20 protein-coding genes are annotated in these 24526 nt (G+C 33.9%); 7 read left to right on the forward strand and 13 right to left on the reverse strand.

The window, feature by feature from the left end:
• Positions 1–894 precede the first annotated feature (894 nt).
• Positions 895–2064 carry an orc1/cdc6 family replication initiation protein gene (locus IJE13_RS02970; RefSeq protein WP_292776882.1) on the forward strand — a complete coding sequence of 390 codons (1170 nt, stop codon included), beginning with the start codon at positions 895–897 and terminating at the stop codon, positions 2062–2064.
• A 48-nt stretch (positions 2065–2112) separates the two neighbouring features.
• Here IJE13_RS02970 and IJE13_RS02975 read toward each other — a convergent pair whose 3' ends face one another.
• Entirely contained in the window at positions 2113–3195 is a 1083-nt protein-coding gene (locus IJE13_RS02975) for a hypothetical protein (protein WP_292776885.1), read from the reverse strand.
• Between the two features lie 13 nt (positions 3196–3208).
• Positions 3209–4234 (reverse strand): hypothetical protein, encoded by a 1026-nt coding sequence (locus IJE13_RS02980; protein ID WP_292776887.1) that lies wholly within the window; start codon positions 4232–4234, stop codon positions 3209–3211.
• A gap of 341 nt (positions 4235–4575) precedes the next feature.
• Between IJE13_RS02980 and IJE13_RS02985 the strand changes: the two genes are divergently transcribed.
• The 6 genes from IJE13_RS02985 to amrS all read left to right on the forward strand — a co-directional run bounded on the left by IJE13_RS02985 (position 4576) and on the right by amrS (position 9609).
• Complete coding sequence (locus IJE13_RS02985) at positions 4576–4974, forward strand: Zn-ribbon domain-containing OB-fold protein (protein ID WP_292776890.1); 399 nt, start codon at positions 4576–4578, stop codon at positions 4972–4974.
• 148 nt (positions 4975–5122) lie between these two features.
• Positions 5123–6133, forward strand: a complete 1011-nt coding sequence (locus IJE13_RS02990) for a CbiX/SirB N-terminal domain-containing protein (protein ID WP_292776893.1) — start codon at positions 5123–5125, stop codon at positions 6131–6133.
• A gap of 167 nt (positions 6134–6300) precedes the next feature.
• Positions 6301–6765, forward strand: a complete 465-nt coding sequence (locus IJE13_RS02995; protein ID WP_292776896.1) for a nucleoside deaminase — start codon at positions 6301–6303, stop codon at positions 6763–6765.
• A gap of 14 nt (positions 6766–6779) precedes the next feature.
• Positions 6780–7247 carry a GNAT family N-acetyltransferase gene (locus IJE13_RS03000; RefSeq protein WP_292776898.1) on the forward strand — a complete coding sequence of 156 codons (468 nt, stop codon included), beginning with the start codon at positions 6780–6782 and terminating at the stop codon, positions 7245–7247.
• A gap of 134 nt (positions 7248–7381) precedes the next feature.
• Entirely contained in the window at positions 7382–8494 is a 1113-nt protein-coding gene (gene thiL / locus IJE13_RS03005) for a thiamine-phosphate kinase (RefSeq protein WP_292776900.1), read from the forward strand.
• A 56-nt stretch (positions 8495–8550) separates the two neighbouring features.
• Positions 8551–9609, forward strand: coding sequence for an AmmeMemoRadiSam system radical SAM enzyme (gene amrS / locus IJE13_RS03010; protein WP_292776902.1), 1059 nt, complete (start codon positions 8551–8553; stop codon positions 9607–9609).
• Between the two features lie 170 nt (positions 9610–9779).
• On the opposite strand, the gene IJE13_RS03015 is transcribed toward amrS, so the two are convergent.
• From IJE13_RS03015 to purE, 11 genes are all read right to left on the reverse strand, one after another.
• The gene (locus IJE13_RS03015; RefSeq protein WP_292776905.1) at positions 9780–10991 is read right to left on the reverse strand and encodes a CDP-glycerol glycerophosphotransferase family protein; all 1212 of its coding nucleotides are present in this window, start codon (positions 10989–10991) and stop codon (positions 9780–9782) included.
• Positions 10992–11017: 26 nt separating this feature from the next.
• On the reverse strand, positions 11018–11794 hold the full coding sequence (locus IJE13_RS03020) for a phosphocholine cytidylyltransferase family protein (RefSeq protein ID WP_292776909.1): 777 nt from the start codon (positions 11792–11794) through the stop codon (positions 11018–11020).
• 187 nt (positions 11795–11981) lie between these two features.
• On the reverse strand, positions 11982–14042 hold the full coding sequence (locus IJE13_RS03025) for a glycosyltransferase (protein WP_292776912.1): 2061 nt from the start codon (positions 14040–14042) through the stop codon (positions 11982–11984).
• A 25-nt stretch (positions 14043–14067) separates the two neighbouring features.
• The gene (locus IJE13_RS03030; RefSeq protein ID WP_292776914.1) at positions 14068–15294 is read right to left on the reverse strand and encodes a hypothetical protein; all 1227 of its coding nucleotides are present in this window, start codon (positions 15292–15294) and stop codon (positions 14068–14070) included.
• A 1-nt stretch (position 15295) separates the two neighbouring features.
• Positions 15296–16954 carry a LicD family protein gene (locus IJE13_RS03035; protein ID WP_292776985.1) on the reverse strand — a complete coding sequence of 553 codons (1659 nt, stop codon included), beginning with the start codon at positions 16952–16954 and terminating at the stop codon, positions 15296–15298.
• Positions 16955–17176: 222 nt separating this feature from the next.
• Positions 17177–18241 (reverse strand): aminotransferase class V-fold PLP-dependent enzyme, encoded by a 1065-nt coding sequence (locus IJE13_RS03040; protein WP_292776916.1) that lies wholly within the window; start codon positions 18239–18241, stop codon positions 17177–17179.
• 154 nt (positions 18242–18395) lie between these two features.
• Positions 18396–19358, reverse strand: a complete 963-nt coding sequence (locus tag IJE13_RS03045) for an ornithine cyclodeaminase (protein WP_292776918.1) — start codon at positions 19356–19358, stop codon at positions 18396–18398.
• 139 nt (positions 19359–19497) lie between these two features.
• Positions 19498–20802, reverse strand: a complete 1305-nt coding sequence (locus IJE13_RS03050) for a Gfo/Idh/MocA family oxidoreductase (RefSeq protein ID WP_292776921.1) — start codon at positions 20800–20802, stop codon at positions 19498–19500.
• A gap of 11 nt (positions 20803–20813) precedes the next feature.
• Entirely contained in the window at positions 20814–21785 is a 972-nt protein-coding gene (locus IJE13_RS03055) for an NAD(P)H-dependent glycerol-3-phosphate dehydrogenase (protein ID WP_292776924.1), read from the reverse strand.
• A gap of 124 nt (positions 21786–21909) precedes the next feature.
• Positions 21910–23175, reverse strand: a complete 1266-nt coding sequence (locus IJE13_RS03060; protein WP_292776926.1) for a UbiD family decarboxylase — start codon at positions 23173–23175, stop codon at positions 21910–21912.
• Positions 23176–23258: 83 nt separating this feature from the next.
• Entirely contained in the window at positions 23259–24263 is a 1005-nt protein-coding gene (gene purE, locus IJE13_RS03065; RefSeq protein ID WP_292776928.1) for a 5-(carboxyamino)imidazole ribonucleotide mutase, read from the reverse strand.
• Between the last annotated feature and the right edge of the window lie 263 nt (positions 24264–24526).

Below are 24526 nucleotides of genomic sequence, written 5' to 3' on the forward strand. Positions count from 1 at the left end.
ATTATATGAATTTTTCATTATTTTATTAATGATTTATTGATTAATTTTTTCTATTTTCATGATATCAATCTTCTATTATTCCATGATTTTTTAGAGAGTGAGAGATGCATTTCAAATGAAAGCGATTTGAAGGTCTTGAAAGAATCGACGGGTCTATTTCAATTGTATTCACTTGAAATATTTGTCTCTTTGTTTTATCAAAAAATAATCCATAATTCTTCTTCTTTCATGATTTAAAGCTCAAATATTAATTTTTGATTTTTTCACCAAAAAATTTTACACTTGAAACATATCCCTTAATTTTATTTTTTCACAAATTTTCCTTTCACTTGAAATGGTACTCTCTGTCTTTTTTTAACTATTTTTAATAAATAATTAACTTTTAAATCGGAATTCTGTTCCTAAATTCCTATTAGATTATAATTATTTTGTAATTTTTCAATTTGATGATAAAATTTATTTTATTTTGAAAAAATTTAGCAGATTCGTTATTTTATTATAATTGAAATGAAAAATTAACTTTATTTTGAAATATACCATTATTTCAACTGTAAAAATTAATTTCAATCAATATTATCTCTTATTTTACACTTGAAATTTATCTTATTTTATAAATTTTTTCATTGTTTGAATTTTTTAGAAATGTTCTTTAATTTTGAAATAATAAAAAACTTTAAATATATAATCTGATAAAGAATAATAATACAGTTGAAATTTTACTATTGAAAATGAAAATTTCTATTTTTTTAATACTATTTAATTTTATTTTTCTAAATTTTTTTCGTAGTTTAGACATTAACGATTAATTTTATTAAAAAGGGGTTATTAAGGTTCAGACACATAAACACAAACAATTCTGGATCTTTTAAAACACATTATTTATGAGATGATTAGATGAGTGACAATATTTTCGAGGGACTTGACGAATATTTACCTATGGATGATAAGATTTTCAAGGATAAGAAACCTTTGGATCATCGTTTTTTACCTGATAATTTACCTCATAGGAAAGAACAGATTACAGCAATTGCCAGGTATTGGGTAGAGGCGTTGAAAGGCACCACCCCATCAAACATAACAATCTATGGAAAGACAGGAACCGGTAAGACAGCAGCTGCAAAGTTTGCTAAAGAGCAATTGATCGATGCGGCAAGGGAGAAGCCTGTTTCCATTAAGGTCGAATATGTTCGATGCACAGACTTCAATACGGAATATCAGGTGCTCACCTACTTATGCCAGAAGTTAGGAAGGGACGTGCCAAGCCGTGGATGGACCAAAGGTGAGATTGTAAATGCCTTTAGGGATATCCTGAAAAGAAACGTTTATGGCAGAAACCTCATTTTGATTGTCATTTTGGACGAGATTGACATTCTCCTTGAAAAGGATGGAGACGGATTGCTGTATACTCTTACAAGAACCGACAATATTGCCATCCTCTCAATCAGTAATTACCTCAATTTCAAGCAATTCATCAAGCCAAGGGTTTCAAGCAGCTTAATGGATAAGGAGATTGTTTTCCCACCTTACGATGCGGAACAGTTGGCTGATATCTTACAGGAAAGATCCAATCTTGCATTTTTCGAAGACACCCTTGAAGATAGCGTAATTCCATTGTGCTCAGCTATGGCTGCAAAAGAGGAAGGGGATGCAAGATATGCCCTTGACCTATTGGAAAGTGCAGGAGACATCGCTATTGACAAAGGTTCCGAAAAGGTTTTAGGGGAATATGTCCGTGAAGCTAAGGATGTCATTGAGTACAATAAGGTAAAGGATGTCATTGTCACTCTCCCTACACAACAGCAAAGGGTACTTGCAGCCATTCTAAAGTTGACCCAAGACGGAGAGGAGATCACTTCAGGCAAACTCTTCGAATCCTATAAGGAAATTTCAAAGGGAGATGCAGTAACCTATAGAAGAATCTTTGACTTTGTAAATGAGTTGGAGATGTTAGGTATCATTTCCACAAACACTGTATCAAAGGGAAGAGCTAAGGGAAGAACCAATATCATCAATCTTCAAATTGATACAGACTTGCTTGAAGAGAATTTGTACAGCGTACTCTGATTCTCTTTCTTTTCTTTTTTCATTTTTTTTTCTTATTTTATTTTTTATTTATTTATATCCTATTTTTAATATGAATCTTACATCCTGAACCTTGAAGTAATCATAATTCAACTCATCATTTGACATTAGATCATCTGTCATATTCTTTGGAATGGCCACCAGAACAGTTCTAAAGTCATTTATTCTATTTTTTTCTAGATTGAAATGTATGGAGTATATTTCATCTGAGGAATTTTCCATATCTTCTAAAAAGAAGGAATTCAAACCAATCACCTCCTGGTTCAATAGCTTTTCATCCTCATTTGTCCTGTTCAAGCTTTCCAATATCCAATTAGTGCCGCTGTTTTTTATCGATTCATCACTTATCAAACAGTAATCATAATCCTCCAACGAGTTCCTATAGACTCTGAAATTCTTGCACAGCCAAATGGATTGTACATCATTACTATGGTTTTCCAGATTTGGATTGGTATCATGATTGCAAAGATTTTCCCTATCATAATCCTCACCTGACAGCTCAAGATCATTGAAATCATAGACCACAAAATTGGAATAGAAATCACATTTAACTTTTCTCTCTACAGTCACTATGTTATTATCATTGACATTATCATCACTATCTTCAAGATCATTTCCCATTAGAATAGGCCTTATTTTGCTGTTTAAAGGGTAAATTGACATTGAACTCCTATAGCTACCATTCAAGAGATTTACATCGACCAATGAATCATAATTGTTTTTCACCTTCATCAGCTTATGGTATGAAATTGCATTTGACATTATCATTTCATCACTTGCACTTTCATCGTAAAACTCACCATTATCTATCTTCTTGTTCTTTTTGGCAAGTCCAGGAATGATATTTTGCGATACAATGCCACTATTCAATCCCTCATCATCTTCCCAGTTCTCCGGATTTCCAGGATTGCTCAAGAGATAATCAGTTGTTTCGACAGCAATCTTTTCAAGTGAGGAAAACTCCTCCTCATCAAGGATTCTTTCATTCAAATCATCGCTCAGATTAGCTATAATACCTATTATGAAAACAAGCAACAGGATTGAAAGCAGAAGCTCGGTTGAGTATAGGAGGCCGCATTTATCCCTGATTAAATCATTCAATTCATCAATCATTTCAACACCAAAATTAATAGTCACTCATTCCATACTTGACCTTATGGCCATGTGGATCAAGATATAATATTTCATAAACGCATCCACCACCAGCACTCTCATTATTGTAGATGACCTCAACTCCAGGATAGATATCATCACTGAATATTACATGGTCGCTTCCGCAAGCTGACACAAGCCCAGTTTCGTTTGTCCTTTGAGGATTTATGAAGGTTTCAAAGCCATAGTGCTCACATCCGCTTCTACCTTCGAGCCTGCATAGATAGCAAGCTCCATCTCTGCTTTCATGATAGTATCCATTGTCCCTGCAGTTTTTCATCACCTTGCCTCCATCATCTCCATGGTGTCTGTAAGGGTCATAAGGACATTTTCTTATGATGAACGGGGAGCTCGCATTGATATAGAAGGAATGGTTTTCAACACCATTGCCTCTTAAAAATTCAGATAGGGAATCTCCATAGTGATAAGATCTCTCATCATGACTGATTCCATAATAGTCTTTACAATAAAGAAGAGGAACAGGATCCTTTAGACCGATGCAATCCACATCAGATGAAATGACATTTTCAAACGAATAGTCCCCCTTTGTACTTGAAATATATGTTTTGAATTTGTAAGAGAATGGATTTGATGTATTTTCAATAGCTATTAGGGATGAATTGATTTGAACATTAAAATTATCATAATACTCCTGATTTTTTATAGACAGCTTCTCATCAACGATTTCCTTCAAGTCACCCTTTGAATCCAAACACGACCTTTCGTTCCTTATGACTTCTTCACTAAGTTCCTCCAAAGCTTCACGCTCAACAAGGGGAAGATTTCTCACATAATCATTCATAATGTATTGAAAATTTTCAGATGAAGTGATTTCCCTGTTTTCATTTCCATGATCAATTGCAATGTTCAGGACGACAATTGATAAGATCAAGAAACCGATTAAAAGCAAGCCGCTTATCATGATTGAAAAGTTTCCCTTCTCATCATTAAATAAATTTTTATTCTCATAATCTTTCTTTTTTTTAACTTTAAACTTCATTAATAGCCTTATTATTAAAAATAATATTTAAATCTTACTCAATTTTAATTTTAATATTTTAAAATCATTATAATATGATAAAAAGAGTGTAAATTACTTTTTGATTATAATTTTATATAATGATTATAATCTGATAAAATTTTAAAACTTCATTCGGTAAAGAATGGCCCTATAAACTTAAAACTTATTATAGATGAATTATAAATAAAATAATGTTATAAATAAAATGAAATATTTATTAACTAAAAAATTTATAAATAAATAAAAACTAAAGTAAAAAATCAAAAAATTATTTAATTTTTTAATCATTTTTATTATGCTTATTATTTAGGAGGAATTTAATGTCTGATACTGTAAGAACCTGGCGTCATATCCAACAAAGATATAACCTTGTTGGATCCAAATGTACCACTTGCGGTCAAGTGTTTTTCCCACAAAGGGTAATCTGTCCCGACTGCAGAAGAAAAGGAAACATTGAGGATATTCAATTTTCAGGAAAAGGAAAGATATTTACCTATTCCGTAATCAGAACACCAACTTCTGACTTCAAGAAAATAGCTCCTTACGCTGTAGCTATCATCGAACTTGAAGAAGGTGCAAAGGTTACCGCTCAAATCGTTGACGCTGACGTTGATGATATTCAAATCGGAGACCCCGTAGAAATGGTCTTTAGAAAAATCCGTGAAGATGGCCCTGATGGTGTTATTTCATATGGATTCAAGTTTAAAATTGTAAAATAAATTTATTTTTAAAATAGCTTTTTAGCTATTTTATTTTTTATAAACCCTGAGTAATACTTTTTTTAATATTTTTATTAAAAGTTATTACTTTTTAGTTTTTATGATTATTGATTTTAAGATTATTGATTATTAAATTATATGTGATATTATGAGTTATGAAGATACTGCTGTATTGTTATTAAGCCATGGGAGTACTCTTCCCTATGCAGAAGAAGTGTTTAAAGATATATGTGCTAAATTTAAGGCAAAAACAGGATTTGATGCTGAAGTAGGCTATATGAAAGTGGCTAAACCAAACTTGCCACAGGCAATTGAAATTTTAAAAGAGCGCAATCCTAATTTAAAGCGAATTATAGCTACTCCAGTATTTTTAGCTGCTGGAATTCATACAAACATAGACATCCCAATCATTCTTGGCCTTGAACCTAAAGAGGTGGATCCAAGACAGCCTGACGGCAATTATCCGGAAGGCCATTATTTGGTAGGCCTTGAAGATGTTGATTTTGATGGAGAACTCAAATTAATCGACCCAATAGGCCCTAATCCAAGGCTTTTGGAAATCATAAATAATAAGGTATCTGCAGCTCTTGAAGATTCCGAGCTTGGCGATGATGCAAAAACAGGAGTCTTATTGGTGGTACATGGAAGCAGATTGAATTACAGTAAGGAATTCATTACAGACCTTTTTGGCCAGTTTGAAGCTCAATGTGATTATCCATGCGACTTTGGGTTCATGGAACTTGTAGAGCCTAACATCCCTACTTCAATAAACAAGCTTGTAAGTGAAAACGAAGTGGACAGATTGGTTGTTGTTCCTATATTCATTGCACCTGGAGCACACACTACAAGAGACATTCCAACTATTTTAGGCCTTATTGAAGATGATGGTACCGGTCATCACCATCACCATCACGACCACGGACATAGTCATTCCCATAGCCACGACCATGAGCATACTCATGACCATGAACACACACACGATCATGACCATGATTACGAACACAGCCATAGCCATAGTCACGGACATCATCACCATCATCATGACCATGGCGATGTAAAGATGGATTTTGAAGGGGAAATATTGTATCCTGATCCAATCTGTGATGATGATGTTTTGATTGAAATATTGGAAATAATGGTTAAAGATGCATTAGAATAATATTATTCTAATTTCTTTAATTTTTTTTATCAGTTTTTAATTTGTTCGTATATTAACCAATATATTTTTATTTTTTAGCTATTTTTCCTTATTTTTTTAAATTTTAGTAAAATTATTATCTTATCATTTTAAAATATAATATTAAGAATTGAATTTAGAGGTATTTTATGCATCAAAAGTTTATGGATGAAGCAATTAAAGAGGCCGAAATATCATTATCTGAAGGGGGAATACCAATAGGTGCAGTATTGGTAAAGGATGATGAAATAATATCCAGAGGCCATAATAGGCTTATTCAAAATGATTCAGTAATTCTCCATGGGGAGATGGATGCTATTGAAAATGCAAAGGGCCTCAATTATGAAGATTATAGGAAATGCACTCTTTACACTACATTGTCTCCTTGCCCTATGTGCTCAGGAGCAGTGATTCTTTACAACATTCCAAAAGTTGTTATAGGGGAAAACACTACCCTTATGGGAGCCGAGGACTTCTTGAAAGACAATGGTGTTGAAATTATAGTGCTTAATGATTCAAAATGCAAAGAGCTATTTGAAAAGTTCGCAGAGGAAAACCCTGGAGTTTGGCAGAAGGAACTTGCTAAGGTAGGAAACACTACCGAGTTAAAGTAATATGAGGTGAAGATATGGAATCCATTATTACAAATGAAAAGGATGAAAGATTCATTGAGCTTACAAAGGAATTGGACAATGAATATTTCCAGCTTCATGGTGATGAAGTATTGAAATATCAGGAATATAACGATTTAAAGGACCCTCATATTGTAATCCTTGCTTTAAATTGGGGAAGACCAATAGCTTGTGCAAGCTTTAGGCTATTTGATAAAGACACTATTGAAATCAAAAGGGTTTATGTTAAAAAGAGATACAGAAGAAAAGGAATAGCATACAAGCTTGTTAAACAGCTTGAAAAATTAGCAATGGAAGAGAATTTCAAGTACTCAGTCATTGAAACAGGAAGAGAAAATACCGCAGCCATTAACCTATATAAGAAGCTGGACTATGAAGTAATAGACAGTTTCGGCCAGTTTGAAGGGGACGATTTGTGCATTTGCATGAAAAAACAGTTTAAAAGCCTTATACAAGCTTTTTGACCTTCGGCCAAGAACCTTGACCAAAACTCTTTCCAATGAAATCAACTAATGTTTTTTTAATTTTTTTTACTCTTTTTCCTTTTTTAATTCAATAAATAAAAATTTTTTATACTAAAAAAATCAAATATTTTCATATGAAATCAAGCCAAATGAAAGTCTCCCAACTCGGTGAAAAGCAATTGATAGAAAGAATCATTCAGAAATCAAAATCATGCTCTATCTATAAGCCTTCTGATTTTAATGATTTTGACATCAAGACATCAATAGGAGACGATTCTGCACTTACAAATGTCAACATAGATAGCAATAGCTATTTGGTCTCATCATCTGACATGCTGATTCAATCCAGCCACTTCCCAAAGGCCATGACTCATTTTCAAATGGGATACAAGTCAGTTGTAGTCAATGTAAGCGATCTTGCAAGCATGGGTGCAGACAATATCGGATTTTTATTGAATCTAGCTATTCCAAAGGACACATTGCTAGATGACTTTGACGAATTAATCTGTGGAGTTATACAGGCTTGTGACAATTACAATATCCCATTAATCGGTGGCGATACCAATGAGGCAAATGAAATCATAATCTCTGGAACAGCCATTGGTAAGGTAGATAAGGAAAGGGCATTGATGAAATATGGCTTTGAAACAGGAGATTTGCTTTGCATAAGCGGGGAATTGGCATATGCTGCACTTGGATTTGAACTCTTAAAAATTATGGAAGAAAACCCTAAGAGCAAAGAAATCATTGATAAGATCAAATCAATTGATTCAACAATCATTGATTTAGCTATTCTAAAGGCATTGAAGCCAGAGGCAAAATATGAAGAAGGCCATATTCTAAGAGATTACAACACTAACAATAATAGAATCACAGCTACCGACATTACAGATGGATTGGCAAGTGAATTATATGAGATAATTAGTTCTGATAAAAAGTATCATCAATTAAATAAAGAAGGTCAGTATACAAAAGGAATAAGAATCTATGAAGACAAGCTTCCAGTAGAAGATGAATTCAAGGAAATAGCCAATATTTTAGGCATAGATTATTTAGATTTATTCCTGCATGTTGGAGAAGACTTTGAACTTTTATTCACAATTAACAAGGAATTGGAAGAGGAATTGTCAAGCGATATGAATTATTATATAATTGGAGAGATTACAGAGGGCAATACAGTTGAAATAGTACTCTCAAATGGTGATATTCAAAAAATAAGCTCAAGAGGTTACGAACATCTTAAATAAACAACATAATCTATTTTTCATTAAACAATATTAAGGCCATTTTTTCAGGTGTTTTTATGTTGCATGAATCAATGTTTTATACTAAATTATATGAAGATAATATCAATGTTCTTAGTCCGGATTTGCAAAACAGAAAATTAGTTCAATGTAATCTATGTGGAAAATCTTGCAAAATAGCAAATAATGATTATGGATTCTGCAATACTCAAAAAAACATTGATGGAAAGTTATATTCATTAAATTACCCAAAAATGGCCTCATATCACATAGACCCAATAGAAAAAAAGCCTCTGTATCACTTTTTGCCTGGTTCATCCACTTACTCAATAGGTGGTTTTGGGTGTAATTTATCATGTTTGAACTGTCAGAACTATATGTTATCAATGAATTCTTTCAATGAATTCAACTCAACTAAAATACTGCCAGAAACCATCGTTAAAAATGCCATTAATGACAATTGCCTATCGATTTCTTGGACCTATAATGAACCTACACTATACTTTGACTTTGCCCGTGAAACTTCCTTGATTGCACATGAGAAAAATCTTAAAAATGTTTATGTTTCGAATGGGTATATGAGTGAGGAGTCATTGGCTGAGACATTGAAATTCATTGATGCATTCAATATAGATTTAAAGTTTTTCGATGATAGGCTATACAAAGAAATTTGCGGTGGAAAATTGGATATTGTGCTTGACAATTTGAAAGCCATTTATGACGGGAAGAAAAAGTACGATACTCATTTGGAAATAACCACTCTTCTAATAAATGACTTGAATACAGATGAAGATCATATTAAATCAATTTGCAATTTTGCAATGGAAGAATTAGGTCCAGAAGTGCCGATTCACTTTTCAAGGTTTTTCCCAATGCATAAAATGAATGATAAAAGCCCGACAAACATTGAGTATCTATTGAGAGCAAAGGAAATAGCTATTGACATGGGAATGGAATATGTCTATTTGGGAAACATGCCAAGCGATAACAATACCTATTGCCCCAATTGCGGAGAGCTTTTGATTGGAAGGGAAAGATATTGCAACACCAATAAAAACAGAATAAAGGATGGACATTGCATAAATTGCGGCCATAAGATCAATATTATTTTTGAATAAGAGAGGGCTCAAACCTTTGCCATCAATTTTAGTTCTTTTTTTAATTGTTGGTTTTGTTCCTGGCCAATAGATTAAAACTCTTTTTGGGCTGGTGTATCATTGATTTTTGTACTAACGGCTTCTCCGGTTAGGGAAAGTCTTTAAGACCGGTTGTCAGTGCATCCACCATTTCAAGTTCTGATTAGATCAATGATATATTTTGAAGCGGTTCCCTTGTCGAATTCGTTATATTTGTTTTGGAACCTGTCGTATTTTTCACCATATTCCGCTTCATATTCTTCAATGTTCAAATTTTTGATTTCATTGACAAGGTCGGCTGTATTTTCAATCAAAGGTCCTGGAACCTCTTCTAGCATATCAAAATAGAAATCCCTTAAGCTGTCTTTGTAGAACTTCAAGTCATATGTAAAGAACAGCATTGGCCTTCTAAGGATTGCATAATCAAACATTACTGATGAGTAATCTGTAATCATGATGTCTGAAACAAGGTACAATTCCTGGATATCCCATTGTGCATCACATTCAATTACAAAACCGCCGTATTTGCTCCAGTCAATGTTTTCCTTAACCAAATAATGGAATTTAACGATTAAAACATAATCATCACCTAATTCCTTATGCATTTGGTCAAAGTCCATTTCGGTTGCAAATTTATATTCCCCTTTTTGATAGTATTCATTATCCCTCCAGGTTGGAGCATAAAGAATTACCTTTTTATCCTTTGGAATATTGAATTTGGCTTTTAGCTTATCAATGTATTCATCATTGTTGTTATTTACCAAAATGTCATTGCGGGGGTATCCGATTTCAAGCATTTCTCCATTGAAGGCAAAAGCCCTTCTGAATATTTCGCTTGAATAACTATTTTGAGATATCAGATATTGCCAAGCTGCACTGTTTTTTGTAAAGTCCTCATGATATTTTTCAATGTCCTGGTCTCCACTCATATTGAGGTAATCCATATCCAAACCTAATTTTTTAAGTGGTGTGCCATGCCAGGTTTGAATGTATTTTGTTTTTTTGTTTTTCTTAAGATAATAGAGATGTCTGGAATCGAATATCCAAGCTCCGCTTACAAGGGCATAGTATAAAAATTTGAAATAGGACCTTTTTACTTTAATCGCATTGCCTGGTATTGTGTGTTCCTTTGGCTTCATGAAAACCCACACGCATTTGAATTCTTCATCCAATCCCTGATTCATTATTTCCTCATAAACGTATCTTGGATTTCCAGTATAATTACGGCCATTGCTTGACTCAAAGAGGATAACATTATCTTTAGGACTAAGCACATAAGTTCCAATGTAGTATAAAGTTCTTGCAGTGTACTTTGCAGTAAGCAGTATAATGATTTTTATAGTGTCTATGATTGATTTAGCCATTTTATCCCCTTTTTTCTAGCGTTTTTTTAATTTTTATTTCCCTCTAATTTTTCAACAAGTATGTGAGCATTTTCCCAATCGGTATGGTCATCTATTTCAGTCCATTCCAATCCATTTGTCATTACGAAATCAATAGTAGTTATAATGCTCAATTCCTTATAAGCAAAATCGTAGTAATTTTGAGGATCTTCCTCAATTAATCCTTCCAGAATTCTATTGAATTCTGCAACGTCATCTCTTTTTACCTTGGACACGCCTATGAATTCACCAGTGGATGATGGAATGTCCAATCCTTTTCCAATTGAATGGATTTTACCGTTAGCTATTGTTTTTTCATCATTAAATGATTCATCATCAATTATAAGTTTAAATGATTCTTCGTTAAGTTCCTTAAAGTTATCAATTATCATTCCTGTATTGTTGGAAGCAACCAAGTTTGAAATTATTTTAGGATCCACTACATTGTCTCCATTCACTAAAACAAAATCATCCAAATCATTTTCTTCAATGAATTTGCTTGCAAGATAAGTTGATACAGAAGTGTTTGTAACGTCATATTTTTCATTTACAAGGGTCTTTATTTCTATATCATATTTTTCAGCTATTTCAGGACATAAATCAATTACTTTTTCTTTATTGTATCCTACGACCACTATAAATTTGCTTATATCTGCATTAATGCAGTTTTTAATCATTCTCTCAAGCAAAGTCACATCATTAATTTTTAATAAAGCCTTAGGAATGTCTTTGGTAAGGGGCATCAGCCTTGTACCCATTCCTGCAGCCAATATTACTCCAATCATTTTACCATCCTGCAAATTAAATTTATTTTCATTCTTTAATTAAGACAATTGATAATTTTTTTTATTTTTTAGATTATTTTTTTTATTTTATTTTAATTGTGTTAATCTTATTTTTTTTATTTTTTAATTAGGCTTTTTTTATTTATTCTTTTTATTTTTAATCGTGATAATCATATTTTTTTGATTATTAAATCATTTTTTTAATTTTATCAGCTGTCTTTACAGCCACTCTTGATTTATATTTCTCTATTCTTCTTTTTAATTTTTTATTTTCCTTTTCAATTTCCTTTTTGCTTAGCTTAAGTTCCTTTTTTTGCTTAATAAGAGTTTTATTTTCCTTGTTTAATTTTTTATTTTCATTCTTTAGTTTTTTATTTTCATTCTTTAGTTTTTTATTTTTGTCTTTTAATTCAATGATTTCATCATAGTATTCTGCTAGCTTATCTTCAGGTATAAAAACATCGTCTTCAATCAGTATTTTATTTCTGGCATTTTTAAACAATATTTTTCTATGGCCATTATAGAATTCGAATTTCTTTTCCAGCTGGAAAGATTTGAATTTCTTTGAAGTCAGCAATTCCCATTTTTTAACGGCTTGATTGAAAATGTCTTCATATGGGATGATAAAGCTTATATCATATTCTCCAATGTAAAATTTGAAGTCTTCAATTTTTACAGGATATTTGACTCTATCAAAGCTTAACAGGTTTTCTATATAAACGTTATCTATTATTTCATTGGATGCTCCATTAAATTCAAAGGAATTATCCTTAAATGCAATGTATTTTATTTTAATTAAGACATCACCTGTTTCTCTTGAATCAATAACAAATACCTTGTTCTTTCCAATGCCTATTTGAATGTCAAAATCATCAAATTCCAGAATTTCCCTTTTCGGATTTCTTAAATAGCCTTCCTTTTCAAATTCATCACAGATGTATTTAACTTTGATTTTTCCATGATTCTTATCCTTGACAAGAGCAATTGGAAGTATGATTTGATTGTTTTCATTTAAATCCAAGGAATATTCATTGTTTTCATTATCTATGAATTTTGCTTTGTTTTGATGAGGGTAATCTCCCATGTATTTGATTCTTTCACTGAATTCTATGAAAAGATTTTCCTCGTCATAGGTAATTTCTTCCTTGTTAACAATAAGCTCCTCTTCTCTTGCATCCTTTATGAAATCAATATATTTGAAGTATTTTTCATCCAGATCTTCTGGTATATGTGGATTGTTCATTAATTCATTATAGTATGGTGAAAAATGGACTAATCCTTCGATATCCTCTTCTTCAACCATTTTATAAATGACTCTTTGGAATGAATTCAATCTATCCTTTACATCCTCTGGGATTATGTCAATTAGTTCGTTGGTCTTTTCTATAAGTTCGGGGTAATAGTTTTCATCGTATTGATGGAAATTTCTATAGAATGCATTTAAATCATGATATAGCCATTTGAAATACAATTCCTTTTTTGTCTTTTCACTAAAATCGGATTGGTTCAGTATCTCTTTTGCCAGATGCAGATTCTTTAGCCTATCCTTAAAGTTCTTAACCTTAAAGCGCAGTTGAGTAATGGACAGGTTAGTGTTTTCTCTGATTCTCCAATAATAGAAAGTGTCCTTGGAAACGGATATCTTATCTGTAAGGGTGTATGCCCTCAATGCAAAAGGACCATCTTCATATCCTTCCCTTTTTCCATAAAATCTCAAGTTGTTTTTTTCAATGAATTCCCTTTTATAAAGCTTATTCCATACCACTATATCCCATAAAAGCTCAGGGTATTCTTCTATCTCAACCCTATCCAAATCCCTGTCAATATTTTTAAAGCTTTTTTTAAAGTATAGGCTGTCAGTGATGTTATATCGTCTAAGCCTTGCACTGAATGAAGTAACGATATCTGAATCATTCCTTTTTGCAAGTTCATATAACCTTTCACATCCGTCAGGAACTATATAGTCATCCGAATCGAAGAATTGGATATACTCTCCTTTAGCCAGATCCAAACCGCAGTTTCTTGTTGTTGGAATCCCCTGATTCTCATTATGGATTGCATGGAAGTTTTCATAATCCAATGCATATCTTTCTATAATGTATCTTGAATTATCGCTGCTGCCATCATCAATCATAAATATTTCCATGTTTCCTATGAATGTCTGGTTCAGCAGAGAGTTCAATGATTCTTCAAGGTATTCCTCTACATTGTAAATAGGCACAATCACTGAGATTTTAGGATTTTCCATTTTATCACGATTTTCCTTTTTAAAATTATTCTATGAATATATCTTTCTTTTGCAGTTTTTTCATGTTCTTAAGTAATCCTGGCCTATTGCTGATTTCCAGGAATTCTTCAATGAATGCATCTGTTTTTGGATCGATTGAAAATGTCATCCCTAACTTTGAATATTTTCTCAATGTTTTGATGACAGGCCTTAATTCCTGATATACTTCTTCGAACTGTTCCTCATCTTCCAAGTCCATTGCCATCAATCGGTCAATGTTGTCTTTGAAATATCCTCGATATTCAATTTGCTTCTTTGTCATTTGAACTAGTTTCCAAACATTTGCAACAGTTCGCTTTTCCTTTTTGAATTTCCTTCTTTCCCATTGAATTTCTTCATGAGTTTTCCGCGCTTCAGAAAGGATGTCCTTTGTTTCTTCCATTATCTGTTCATAGCCAACTTCAGTATCAACTATTACACGGACTCTTTGGGCTTTAGGCTTGATTATTTTTTCTCTGAAGTCTTCACCATAGGCTTCAGCAAAATATAAATCAGGGTTTTTTGGCAAGCGTAATTCAATGCCGTCCACTTCATATTTCATGGTCTTTTTCAATAGTTCGGCAGGAATCTCCTTTTTACTGATACGAACAGTGCCATAATTTTGAATGTCTTTCCATTTATCAATAAATGTATTGCTTTTTACCTGCTTGTAATAGCGATTTGAACCGCCGATTAATTTATAAGCCCCTCTCATTGCAGAAATACCGGTCTTGATATACCAGAATTTTTCATTGTCAATTCTTCTATTGATAAATTTTCTGAATTTTCGCTCTTTGGACAATAATCTGTTCCATCCGACTATCTTTTCACCGTCAAGTGTTGAAGCTATGAGTATAGGGTATATGCGGATACGAATGCCATGGTGAATATTTTTATTGACATTGATCATATGAAAATCTGTTGTATTTCTATTTCCATATACAACATAGAATGGGTTAAAGTCAGGATTGTTGAAAATCCCTTCAACATAGCGGTCTGGAGCAAATTCCTTTTCAACAATTTCGCAGAAGCGATCAATGTCTCCATGTGTCATTGCTACTGCAACCATTATTGGACCATTCTTAATGGTATGATTCAGATAAGCATTCAAGGAGTTTTTCCCTATTAAAAAATACTTTAATCCATTTTTTGAGCAGATATTATCAATTTCCTGAAGCAATTCCAATTGCACATCCTGCTTAGTTCTCATCTTCCCCTCAAAAGTGCACGCCATTCTACTCCTCCTCTGCCAAGCTCTCGATTACATCACGTTCAATGTCAATGCGGCTAATGCCTGATTCGTCCTTGACTTTTTGCCATACCAAACCGTTTCTTGTATTTTCCACGGATTTTTCATAAAGCTTCATAGCTTCATCCTTATGTCCGCATTCCAATTTTGCCTTTGCCTGTGTAGCCATTGTTTCTCCATCAAATGGATAGGTTTTCAATACTTCATCGCAAAGCGCATCTATTTTCTCATAATCTTCCATAGTTTTAGCATTGTTTTCCATTATCCATAATTTTGAACGATAGATATCTAGCAAGTCAGGGTATTGGCTTTCATGTTCATCGATTATTGACTGTACCAATCCTTCATCCTTCAAATCGTAGCGGGCAATGGACAATTCCTTGCAGACATTCATTATCTTTTCTATTTCAATCAATTCTTCGCTCATTGGCTCTTCTTTAGTTTTGCGAAGGTTTAGATATTTATTTGCATTGTAGTATTTTCCCTGTTCAATGAAGCTTAGCATGATTGTTGCAAGATTCCTGTCGGATATTGGAATGATAATATTATATTTTCTCATATGTGGGTGAAGCTGCAATCTATTATATTCAGACAATTCTTGAGACAATTCTCCATAGTTTTTGCTTTCCAGCAAGGAACGTAAATGATCTTCATTCTCTTCCAAATATTTTGTAACATGCCTTCCTTCAACAAAGGCCTTTTCCTTTGCAACGAGCATTTGAACTTTTTTACGCTTATAGTATACACTGGCATTGCTGCGTTTGTTCTTTTTATATTTTTTAAATACTGAGTCACGCTTTATTCTTCCAATGTATTCATCTGTGTATATATGGAATGGAATATCAATGTCCTGCATTGCATTGTGAACTACCTGGTCTTCATAATCCGGAACATACATCCAGCTGTCACCATAGGCAACTCTGAAAATGCGTTCCGCATTTTCTGCAACAGGGAATTCATCATCTTCAAATTTTTCAAGTCGGCCCTTTCCGTAATATTCCTTTTCATACATCAATGTATTGATTCCCCAGCGCATGCAGTATGTTTTGCATTCATCAGTTGGAAAGCGCTGCAATTTTTCCTCCAATTCCTTAAGTACCTTTTCTTCTCCTTCCTTGTCAACTCTGCGACAATATTCCTCGTATAGTTTATAGTGCTTTTCCCATTCTTCAAAGGATAAACTTTTGCAAACTACAAAATATGGAGACAGCAATTCAGCATATACACGCAACAGGTCGATATATTCCTCCCTTTCCTTTTCATCATTTGGCATTGGATCCATAATTAGAAGTTCAATATGCTGTCCGCATGCTTTCCCAGCCAAAGCCTGTGATTTGTAAATGGCAGTTGTTGTATGATCAACATATCTTGGAATTGGGTTGCAATAGTACTTTGTATTTTCATTGTATGCAAATGAACGACCTTCTGGTACAACATTCTCTTCACTCTCCAGGACATGTCTCAATTTATTCCAATTATCCCTTGTAATGTATAGGTCGATGTCATCATCCCATGGCAAGAAACAATGATTTCTAACAGTGCCTAATGCAGTTCCCCCTGCCAGGAAATATTTAATGTCATACTTGTTGCAGATTTCATCAATCTCCTTTAGCAGTTGATAAAGATTTGCCTGTAAATGGTTCATTCTACTCAAAAATTCACCTTCTATAAACTTAAAACTTAATTTTTTATAATGAAATATTTTTATATCTGTTTTGTTGTCAGGATTGTTTTTTATTGTTTTTTATTGTTTTTTATAATGAGTTATTGTTTTTTTTATTGCTGTTTTGTTGTTAGGATTGTTTCATTGTTTTAAATGATTGGATTGTTTGTCTCTATTTTATTGCGATTGTTTTTTAGGAGTATATTATTTTTTTATTATATCTTCAATTGCACAGATCAATTCTTTTGCATCTTCAATTGATTGATTTCCTACATGAGAAACACGGAACATTAATTTAGCATTGTCTCCTCCACTTGGATTTACGGTAAATCCATATTTATCAATCAATTCTCTGTAAACCACATCTGCATTTTTATCTGGGAATATGACTGGAGTAACGGCATTTGATAAAGGATATGAAGGATAATCCAATCCGATTTCTCTAATTCTTTTTCTAAAGTAAAGGGCAATTTCATTTGTATCGTTAATTACATTTTCAATTCCCCTTTCCTCGAATCGCTTAACGATTTCTTCAAGTTCTATGACAACTCTTACAGCAGGAGTGAATGGGGTCTGTCCTCTTTCTCCGTTTTTCAAATAATCCTTATAATCGAAGTAGATGGATTTTGAATCAATGCATTCCACTCTTTTGAGCATTCTTTCACTTAATGCAACAACGGACAATCCAGGAGCTAAAGACAATGCCTTTTGAGAGCTTAATATAACAGCATCTATGCCGTATTTATCCATATTCACTTCATCAGCCAAGAAAGCGCTGATGGCATCTACAACAAGCACCAAATCATTTTTCTTGCATATTTCGGAAATCATTTGAATGCCATACAATTGGCCGATGGAAGTTTCATCCAAATTAACGAGGAAACCTGTGAATTTTTCACCATCCATCACTTCTTCAATCATGGATTTTGTCAATGTTTCCCCTTGCTCCACCTTGACAGCCTTGTATGGAATTTCATGAACATCACAGATTTGGGTGAAACGATGACCGAAGGAACCGCCGTCAATGACTATCAGATTGTCTTCCTTTGTGAAGCAATTCATGATGGTTGCTTCCATAGCTCCTGTTCCTGAGCAGGTCAATAGAATGATCTCTCCATTTTCATTGAACAATAATCTTTTCAATCCAGCACTTGCAGAAAGCACTATTTGTGAAAATTCATCATTTCTGAAATAAGGTACTTGCTTTCCGCCAATCTCCAATGTTTCCTCAAACATTTCAACTGGCCCTATAGTAAATAGATGACTCATAATCCAATCTCCTAATTATTTTTACATAGATAATTTTTATTATTATCCTAATCTAAACAATCATTTTTACATAAATAATTTTTATTCTTCTCCTAAATTTTAAACAATCATTTTTAATAGAAAATTTTTATTATTCTCATATTTTAAAAATCATTTACATGAAGAATTTTTCTTTGCAGTATTCGTATTCAATTTCCTTTTCTTCATCTAATGAATTTTTATAGAATTGAGCAGCGAAGTATAAATCGTGAATGGCTAAACCATAGTTATAGACCAATATTCTTTCCTTATCGTTGGTTCTGCCTTCTGCTTCACCTAGCAATACATCAGTATTGTTTGCAATTGACTTGAATTCATTGAAGTATTTGAAGCCACGGATCTGTTCAATTTCATCAGTAAATACCTTATCAAAGAACAGGTCACAGTTCTGGAATCCTAAAGTCATGATAGGGATGATGGTAACTCCTTCTTTATAGCATTCATCAGCAGCGAAATCTTCTGTAGCTCTTGTTACTGCAGAGATAATCAAATCACTATCCCTTACGGTTTCTTCGTAGGTGTCGCACAATTCAAATTTTACATTTGGATATTTTGAGAAATGTTCCATGAACCTTTCTTCATGGTTGTGATATTTATATAGCTTTAAGGTGATTTCACGATCAGTAATCTGTGACATCAAAACTTCTATGCATGCAAACATGATGTTTCCCAATCCGAACAGGCCTACTGTTTTAAAATCTTTTTTTGCATACATGATTGCTGAATGAGCAGCTGCAGCTCCTGTTCTTAATGTTGTAATGTATTCAACGTCCATAACAGCTTTTAAAATACCGGTATCTGCTTCATACAATAACAGATCACTCATCATTACAGTACGTTTCTCTCCAGGTTTCAAGCCATGACGGCCAATCATTTTATTGCATACAAGGTTTTCTTCCTCATACATGCATGGCATGCATGCATAGTAGTCACCATTATCTTGACCAATACGGGTTTTAGCAGGCATAACAAACTTTGCTTTGTTTTTTAATGCGAAATCAACCCATTCATAAAAGCTTTCTGCAGGCAATTTAGTACCAATCCTTTTACAAGTTTCAAAATCAAATATTTTAATCATGGCTTTTCCCCCATCATTTCAATTTTTTTATTTAATTATTTTTTAAGATTTAATGGTTTTTTATTTGGAATTTTTAGTTTTTTCAGTTTTTTTATACAATTTGGAGTTTTTTATTTTTTTTAATTTTTTTACAGCATTATTAGTTTTGAGTGTTTTTCACTTTCTCCAATATTTCAACAATCTTTATGGATTCATCTTCAAACACACCCATTGATTCAATGCGATTGTTTTTCAGCATGGTTGACATTGCCTTTATCAAATACTTGAATCCATTTCCTTCAAAGTTTGTATTGTACAATTCAGCATCGACTTCTCCTGGCTTATGGAGAGAGAAGTTCTTGCTTCTCCACCAGTTCCCTCTCATGCGTATTGTTCCCTTTGTTCCAATGATTTCCAATTGGTTGTCAACACGCACTACATTTCCTACATTGATTACAGCTCTTCCATTAGGATATACAAAGTTCATTGATGCAAATTCGATTTCATCCCCTTCCTTTGTAACCTTGAAATCTGCATTTTCATAATCCTGGCCCATGATTTTTAACATAGGCAACAGAGTCAATGCGCTTAAGTCATAAAATAAGTTTGAACGGTTCTCATCATCTTTGGATATGGAACAGTTGAAACTCAATATGTCTCCAATCAAACCACCTTGAGTCATCCATAGCAATTGATTGAATACATAGATATGAACCATCTTGATGTTTTCCATCAATATTACATTTTTTTCCTTTGCCAGATTAATTAATTCTTCCAGTTCATTGGATTTGAATGTAGCAGGTGAATCGTAGATGACATGCTTGCCTGCATTCAAAACCTTTCTGATATAATTAAATCTCTTTTCAATAGCGCAGTGAATATAGACAATGTCTGACTGTTCAATCATTTCATTTAAGTTTTCAAATTCATTTTCCACATTGTATCTTTCTTGGAAAGCATCCAATATCTTTTTATCATCACTAAAAACATTTTTTACCTGAAAACCATTTACCAATTTTGCTTCCTTCACCAATTCATTGTCATCTATTTCATCGGTGATAATACCTATATCATAATTTTCAAAGGTTTCTTCCCTAAGTTGGGTGCTTGAGATGCCTTTTGTCCTTTCAAGATATACCATATTGCAGTATCTTGACAAATGGTCAAATTTTCCAACCCAGTCATCACCGATTACAAAGGCATCAATGTCGTATTTGATTATGTCACCGATTTTTTGGCCGAGATACTCCTCAACGATGATCTCATCAACCAAGCCAGTGTTTTTCACATTTTCGATTCTTGTTGCAAGTGTGTCGTGAACGCTTAATTTTCCACGGCCAATGTCGTAATTTTCTCCAGTAACACCGACAATTAAATAATCTCCATATTCCTTTGCCCTTTTTAGAATATTATAGTGTCCTTTGTGAAATAAATCGAATGTTCCATATGTAATAATCTTCTTCATAATCAAACCTCTCAATCCTCAATGTTTTCCCATAATTTCTTAAAAGCAATTTTCGGAGGAATTTGTTTTATAATGACGTCATAAACAAAATCAACTATTACACTTTCAGTATTAGTCTTTTCACAAATGTCCTTTATGGCCATAATTGAGTTCTTTCCTTCAAAAACAATTCCGCTTGCCTTTTCATCTACAATTATTCTCTGACCGTATAGCATGCCCAATGTGTGATTTCTGCTTTCGCTTGAAGTTGAAGTGAGCACAAGGTCACCGAATCCGCAGTATTCCCCAACTGTAGAGGAATCTCCACCTACACTTTCAATTATCTTTCTGGTTTCCTCAAAGCCTTTTGTCAGGACGGCATATCTTGCATTTTCATTGATGTTCATGCCTTCACAGATTCCATTCGCTATTGCATTGATATTCTTCACAACCCCACAGATTTCAAGGCCAATCACATCGTCCAAAATCTTTACCTTAAATTGGGGGGTTGACAGGACTTCCTTGACTTTCATTGCATTCTCTTTGTTTTTTGAAGCTATATTTGAAACGGTTGCAAGATTTAAAACCATTTCAGATGCAAAGTTTGGGCCGGACAATGAGACATACCCATCATCGAAGTATTCCTCAATCAAATTTCCCATGGTTTTCAATGAAGGGTATTCAATGCCCTTTGCAGTTGATACGAGAATCGCATCACCATCAATATGTTTTTTAAGGGCAGATAATGTGAATCTGAATGCAGAGGATGGAGTGGATATGAATATTACTTTACATTCCTTCAAGTCACTATAGTCAGTAGTGGCTATTATGTTCTCTTTCAGTTTAGTATTGGGATAATATTCGTTGTTGATATGGGTGGCATTAATGGCTTCAGCCAATTCCTCTCTTCTTAAATGCAGATATACTTCCTCTACATTTTGAGCTACTATTTGGGCTAAAGCAGTCCCTAAGCTGCCTGCCCCTATAATACCTACCTTATCCATCATCTCACCTCTTTATTCATATTGAAATATCTATTTTTTATTGTTCAAGGAAAGCAATTTTTCTATAAAATTCTATTCACTAAAGCTACTCTTTTATTAAGGAAAGCAATTTTTCTATAAAATTCTATTCACTAAAGCTCACTCTTTCAAATTTCTCCGGTTCTAAAATTGATTTGGTAGCATCCACACCTACTTTGGTGGTTGTTCCATCAATTTCAGAGGCTTTTGGATCCAATGAGGAACCTCTTGCCTTAGGTACAATTATTATGTCATCATCACCCTTTACACGGGTGGCTATTGCATATTCAATATCCTGCGGGTCAAAGATATCAACATCCTCATCCACCACAACAACATGCTTCAATGATGGATGTGCGGCAAGCGCTGCCATAATGATGTTCTTTCCATCCCCTTCAGTCTGCTTTTTCACTGAAACAGCTGCATGAAGCCAACAGCAGCCCCCTTCTGTAAGCACTACATTCTGTACGGTAGGAACGGTATTTTTCACTGCAGCGAATATTCTTGGCTCCTGCGGCATTCCTTGAAGCAGCTTATGTTCAAATCCTGCAGGTAAAATCGCATGATACATCGGATTTTCCTTTTTGATGTACATTTTTGAGAGCTTTATTACAGGCTCCTCCCTTACATAATCATAAGTGTCGGTCAGGTCTACAAACGGACCTTCAGGAGCAGTTTCATCAATCAATATTTTTCCTTCGAATATTATGTCCGCTTCAGGAACATTGATTCCATTTTTGCAGGTTACGAGCTCCAATTCCCCATCTTTAAATCTGTTGGCCACTTCCATCTCATCAGCATCTATCGGTATTGAAGTGGTGCATGCAAGAAGAATTGCCGGTTCCATACCAATGGCTATTGAAATGTCTAAGTCCTTTCCCATATCCTTTGCCTTTTGGAAGTAAGTGTATAGGTTCCTTGGCACGATACGAATAGCCAATTTATTTTTCTCAAGAACAAGCATTCTATGAATGGAAGCATTTTGAATGCCGGTTTCAGGATCCCTTGCAAAAACGACACCTGCAGTGATGTAGGCCCCTCCGTCACGCTTATAGTGGGTGAGGATAGGAATCTTGCCTAAATCCACCCTTTTGCTGTCGTATTCATCAGCCAGATCAATGAATTTTGTCACTGGAGTGGGATTGTTCATTCCATCAATCACCTTGTATAAAATCTCATCGACTTGACAGCCAAGGGATTGTGCTATCTTTTCTCTTGTATTGCAGATTCCAGATACTACCGGGATGTCATATCCCTTTACATTGTTTAGCATTACAGTATCCTTAGGATATTTTCGAAGAACCTTAGCGGCTTCATATTCTGCCTCAAGTTCTTCGTCAATTTGAATCACGTTAATAATGTCTTTAGTCATAAATATCACTTAATCTAATTTTCTCTTCCTTTTTTCATCTTTTAAATATTCTCAATAAGTATAATGGGAATTCATTTCCTTCATCATAAATCAGCGTTTTTATATTTGATCCATTTCAAGTTCTCTTCTATTTGCTTGTCGGATATGGCAAGGATTTCTCCTGCAACTATTGCCGCATTTCTTCCATTGTCAATTCCAACGGTTCCGACAGGCACTCCCGGAGGCATGTTTGCCATTGTGAGCAATGCATCCTGTCCGTCCAATTTTTTAGAGCATGGAACGCCAATGACAGGCTTTTCGGTCAATGCAACAACAGATCCCGCCACAAGAGCGGACAAACCGCTTATTGCAATGAATATTTTAGCATTGTTTCTTTTGCTCATATAGGATTCAAAGTCCTTTGCATGTCTTATTGGAGAAATGTAATCCAGCTTATATTCAATCTTCATTCTTTCAAGCAAGATGGCTACATTTTTAGCTATTTCCATATCGGAGTAGCTTCCTGCAAGTATCATCACATCTGGAGTGTCATCCAATTCCTCAAATTCCATCTTTTCATAATGCTCATCAGCCAAAAAGTCCTTTTTGAAGAATTCTCCTTCAAGGCTTTCAATAAGCTCCTTTTCACCCGCTTCAACCTTTTCCTGATATTCCACACGCAATGCAGAGATTCTTTCCGCCACTTCATTGTCATAGCTTGCGATGATTTCACCGGCAAGTATTGCAGCATTGTCCCCCCTATTTATTCCAACGGTTGTCACTGCTGTAGGGAAAGGCATTTGCACACAGGCATAGAGTGCATCGAGACCTCCGATCGCACCGTCAACGGGAACTCCAATGACTGGCCTATGGGTGTATGCGGCTATTGCACCTGGCAGGTGAGCGGCAAGGCCTGCAATTCCTATGAAAACCTCAACACCAAGATTAGTTGCATCCATAACAAGCCTTTTGACCTTATCATGGGTTCTATGAGCGGAAGCAACCTTTAGACTATATGGGATTTGAAGTTTTTCCAATATTTTTATTGACTTTAGAGCTATTTCCTTATCAGAAGCACTTCCAAGAATTATCATGACTTTAGGAATCATCTTATTTCTCCATTAAAAAAATTAATCATTTCATTTCAATTATCATAAAAAGTTTTATATTGATAGATTTTTTTCAGTTGAAAAACCTTTTTGGCAATAGGTAATTATTTATTATTTTTCATTATATTATACTATATATTTCTTTGATAATATATATTTTATTAAAGGGATTTCCATTATTCTTGTGATATTGGTTTTTCAATAATTTCTTCAAAGTGTTTACAGTAATAGTTTTTTCAACGAATTTAATACCTTAAATTCAA

Origin of the sequence: Methanobrevibacter sp. (assembly GCF_017410345.1) — an archaeon.
In the GTDB taxonomy this organism is placed as follows: domain Archaea; phylum Methanobacteriota; class Methanobacteria; order Methanobacteriales; family Methanobacteriaceae; genus Methanobrevibacter.

Bases quoted from the DNA above. Each gene is read 5' to 3' on its own strand.
- IJE13_RS03050 (WP_292776921.1), bottom strand. From the start codon at position 20,802: ATGAAGAAGATTATTACATATGGAACATTCGATTTATTTCACAAAGGA.
- IJE13_RS02990 (WP_292776893.1), top strand. From the start codon at position 5,123: ATGAGTTATGAAGATACTGCTGTATTGTTATTAAGCCATGGGAGTACT.
- IJE13_RS02975 (WP_292776885.1), bottom strand. From the start codon at position 3,195: ATGATTGATGAATTGAATGATTTAATCAGGGATAAATGCGGCCTCCTA.
- IJE13_RS03060 (WP_292776926.1), bottom strand. From the start codon at position 23,175: ATGACTAAAGACATTATTAACGTGATTCAAATTGACGAAGAACTTGAG.
- IJE13_RS02995 (WP_292776896.1), top strand. From the start codon at position 6,301: ATGCATCAAAAGTTTATGGATGAAGCAATTAAAGAGGCCGAAATATCA.
- IJE13_RS02970 (WP_292776882.1), top strand. From the start codon at position 895: ATGAGTGACAATATTTTCGAGGGACTTGACGAATATTTACCTATGGAT.
- amrS (WP_292776902.1), top strand. From the start codon at position 8,551: ATGTTGCATGAATCAATGTTTTATACTAAATTATATGAAGATAATATC.
- IJE13_RS03000 (WP_292776898.1), top strand. From the start codon at position 6,780: ATGGAATCCATTATTACAAATGAAAAGGATGAAAGATTCATTGAGCTT.
- IJE13_RS03025 (WP_292776912.1), bottom strand. From the start codon at position 14,042: ATGGAAAATCCTAAAATCTCAGTGATTGTGCCTATTTACAATGTAGAG.
- IJE13_RS02985 (WP_292776890.1), top strand. From the start codon at position 4,576: ATGTCTGATACTGTAAGAACCTGGCGTCATATCCAACAAAGATATAAC.
- IJE13_RS02980 (WP_292776887.1), bottom strand. From the start codon at position 4,234: ATGAAGTTTAAAGTTAAAAAAAAGAAAGATTATGAGAATAAAAATTTA.
- IJE13_RS03030 (WP_292776914.1), bottom strand. From the start codon at position 15,294: ATGGCGTGCACTTTTGAGGGGAAGATGAGAACTAAGCAGGATGTGCAA.
- IJE13_RS03040 (WP_292776916.1), bottom strand. From the start codon at position 18,241: ATGAGTCATCTATTTACTATAGGGCCAGTTGAAATGTTTGAGGAAACA.
- IJE13_RS03045 (WP_292776918.1), bottom strand. From the start codon at position 19,358: ATGATTAAAATATTTGATTTTGAAACTTGTAAAAGGATTGGTACTAAA.
- IJE13_RS03020 (WP_292776909.1), bottom strand. From the start codon at position 11,794: ATGATTGGAGTAATATTGGCTGCAGGAATGGGTACAAGGCTGATGCCC.
- thiL (WP_292776900.1), top strand. From the start codon at position 7,382: ATGAAATCAAGCCAAATGAAAGTCTCCCAACTCGGTGAAAAGCAATTG.
- purE (WP_292776928.1), bottom strand. From the start codon at position 24,263: ATGATTCCTAAAGTCATGATAATTCTTGGAAGTGCTTCTGATAAGGAA.
- IJE13_RS03055 (WP_292776924.1), bottom strand. From the start codon at position 21,785: ATGGATAAGGTAGGTATTATAGGGGCAGGCAGCTTAGGGACTGCTTTA.
- IJE13_RS03035 (WP_292776985.1), bottom strand. From the start codon at position 16,954: ATGAACCATTTACAGGCAAATCTTTATCAACTGCTAAAGGAGATTGAT.
- IJE13_RS03015 (WP_292776905.1), bottom strand. From the start codon at position 10,991: ATGGCTAAATCAATCATAGACACTATAAAAATCATTATACTGCTTACT.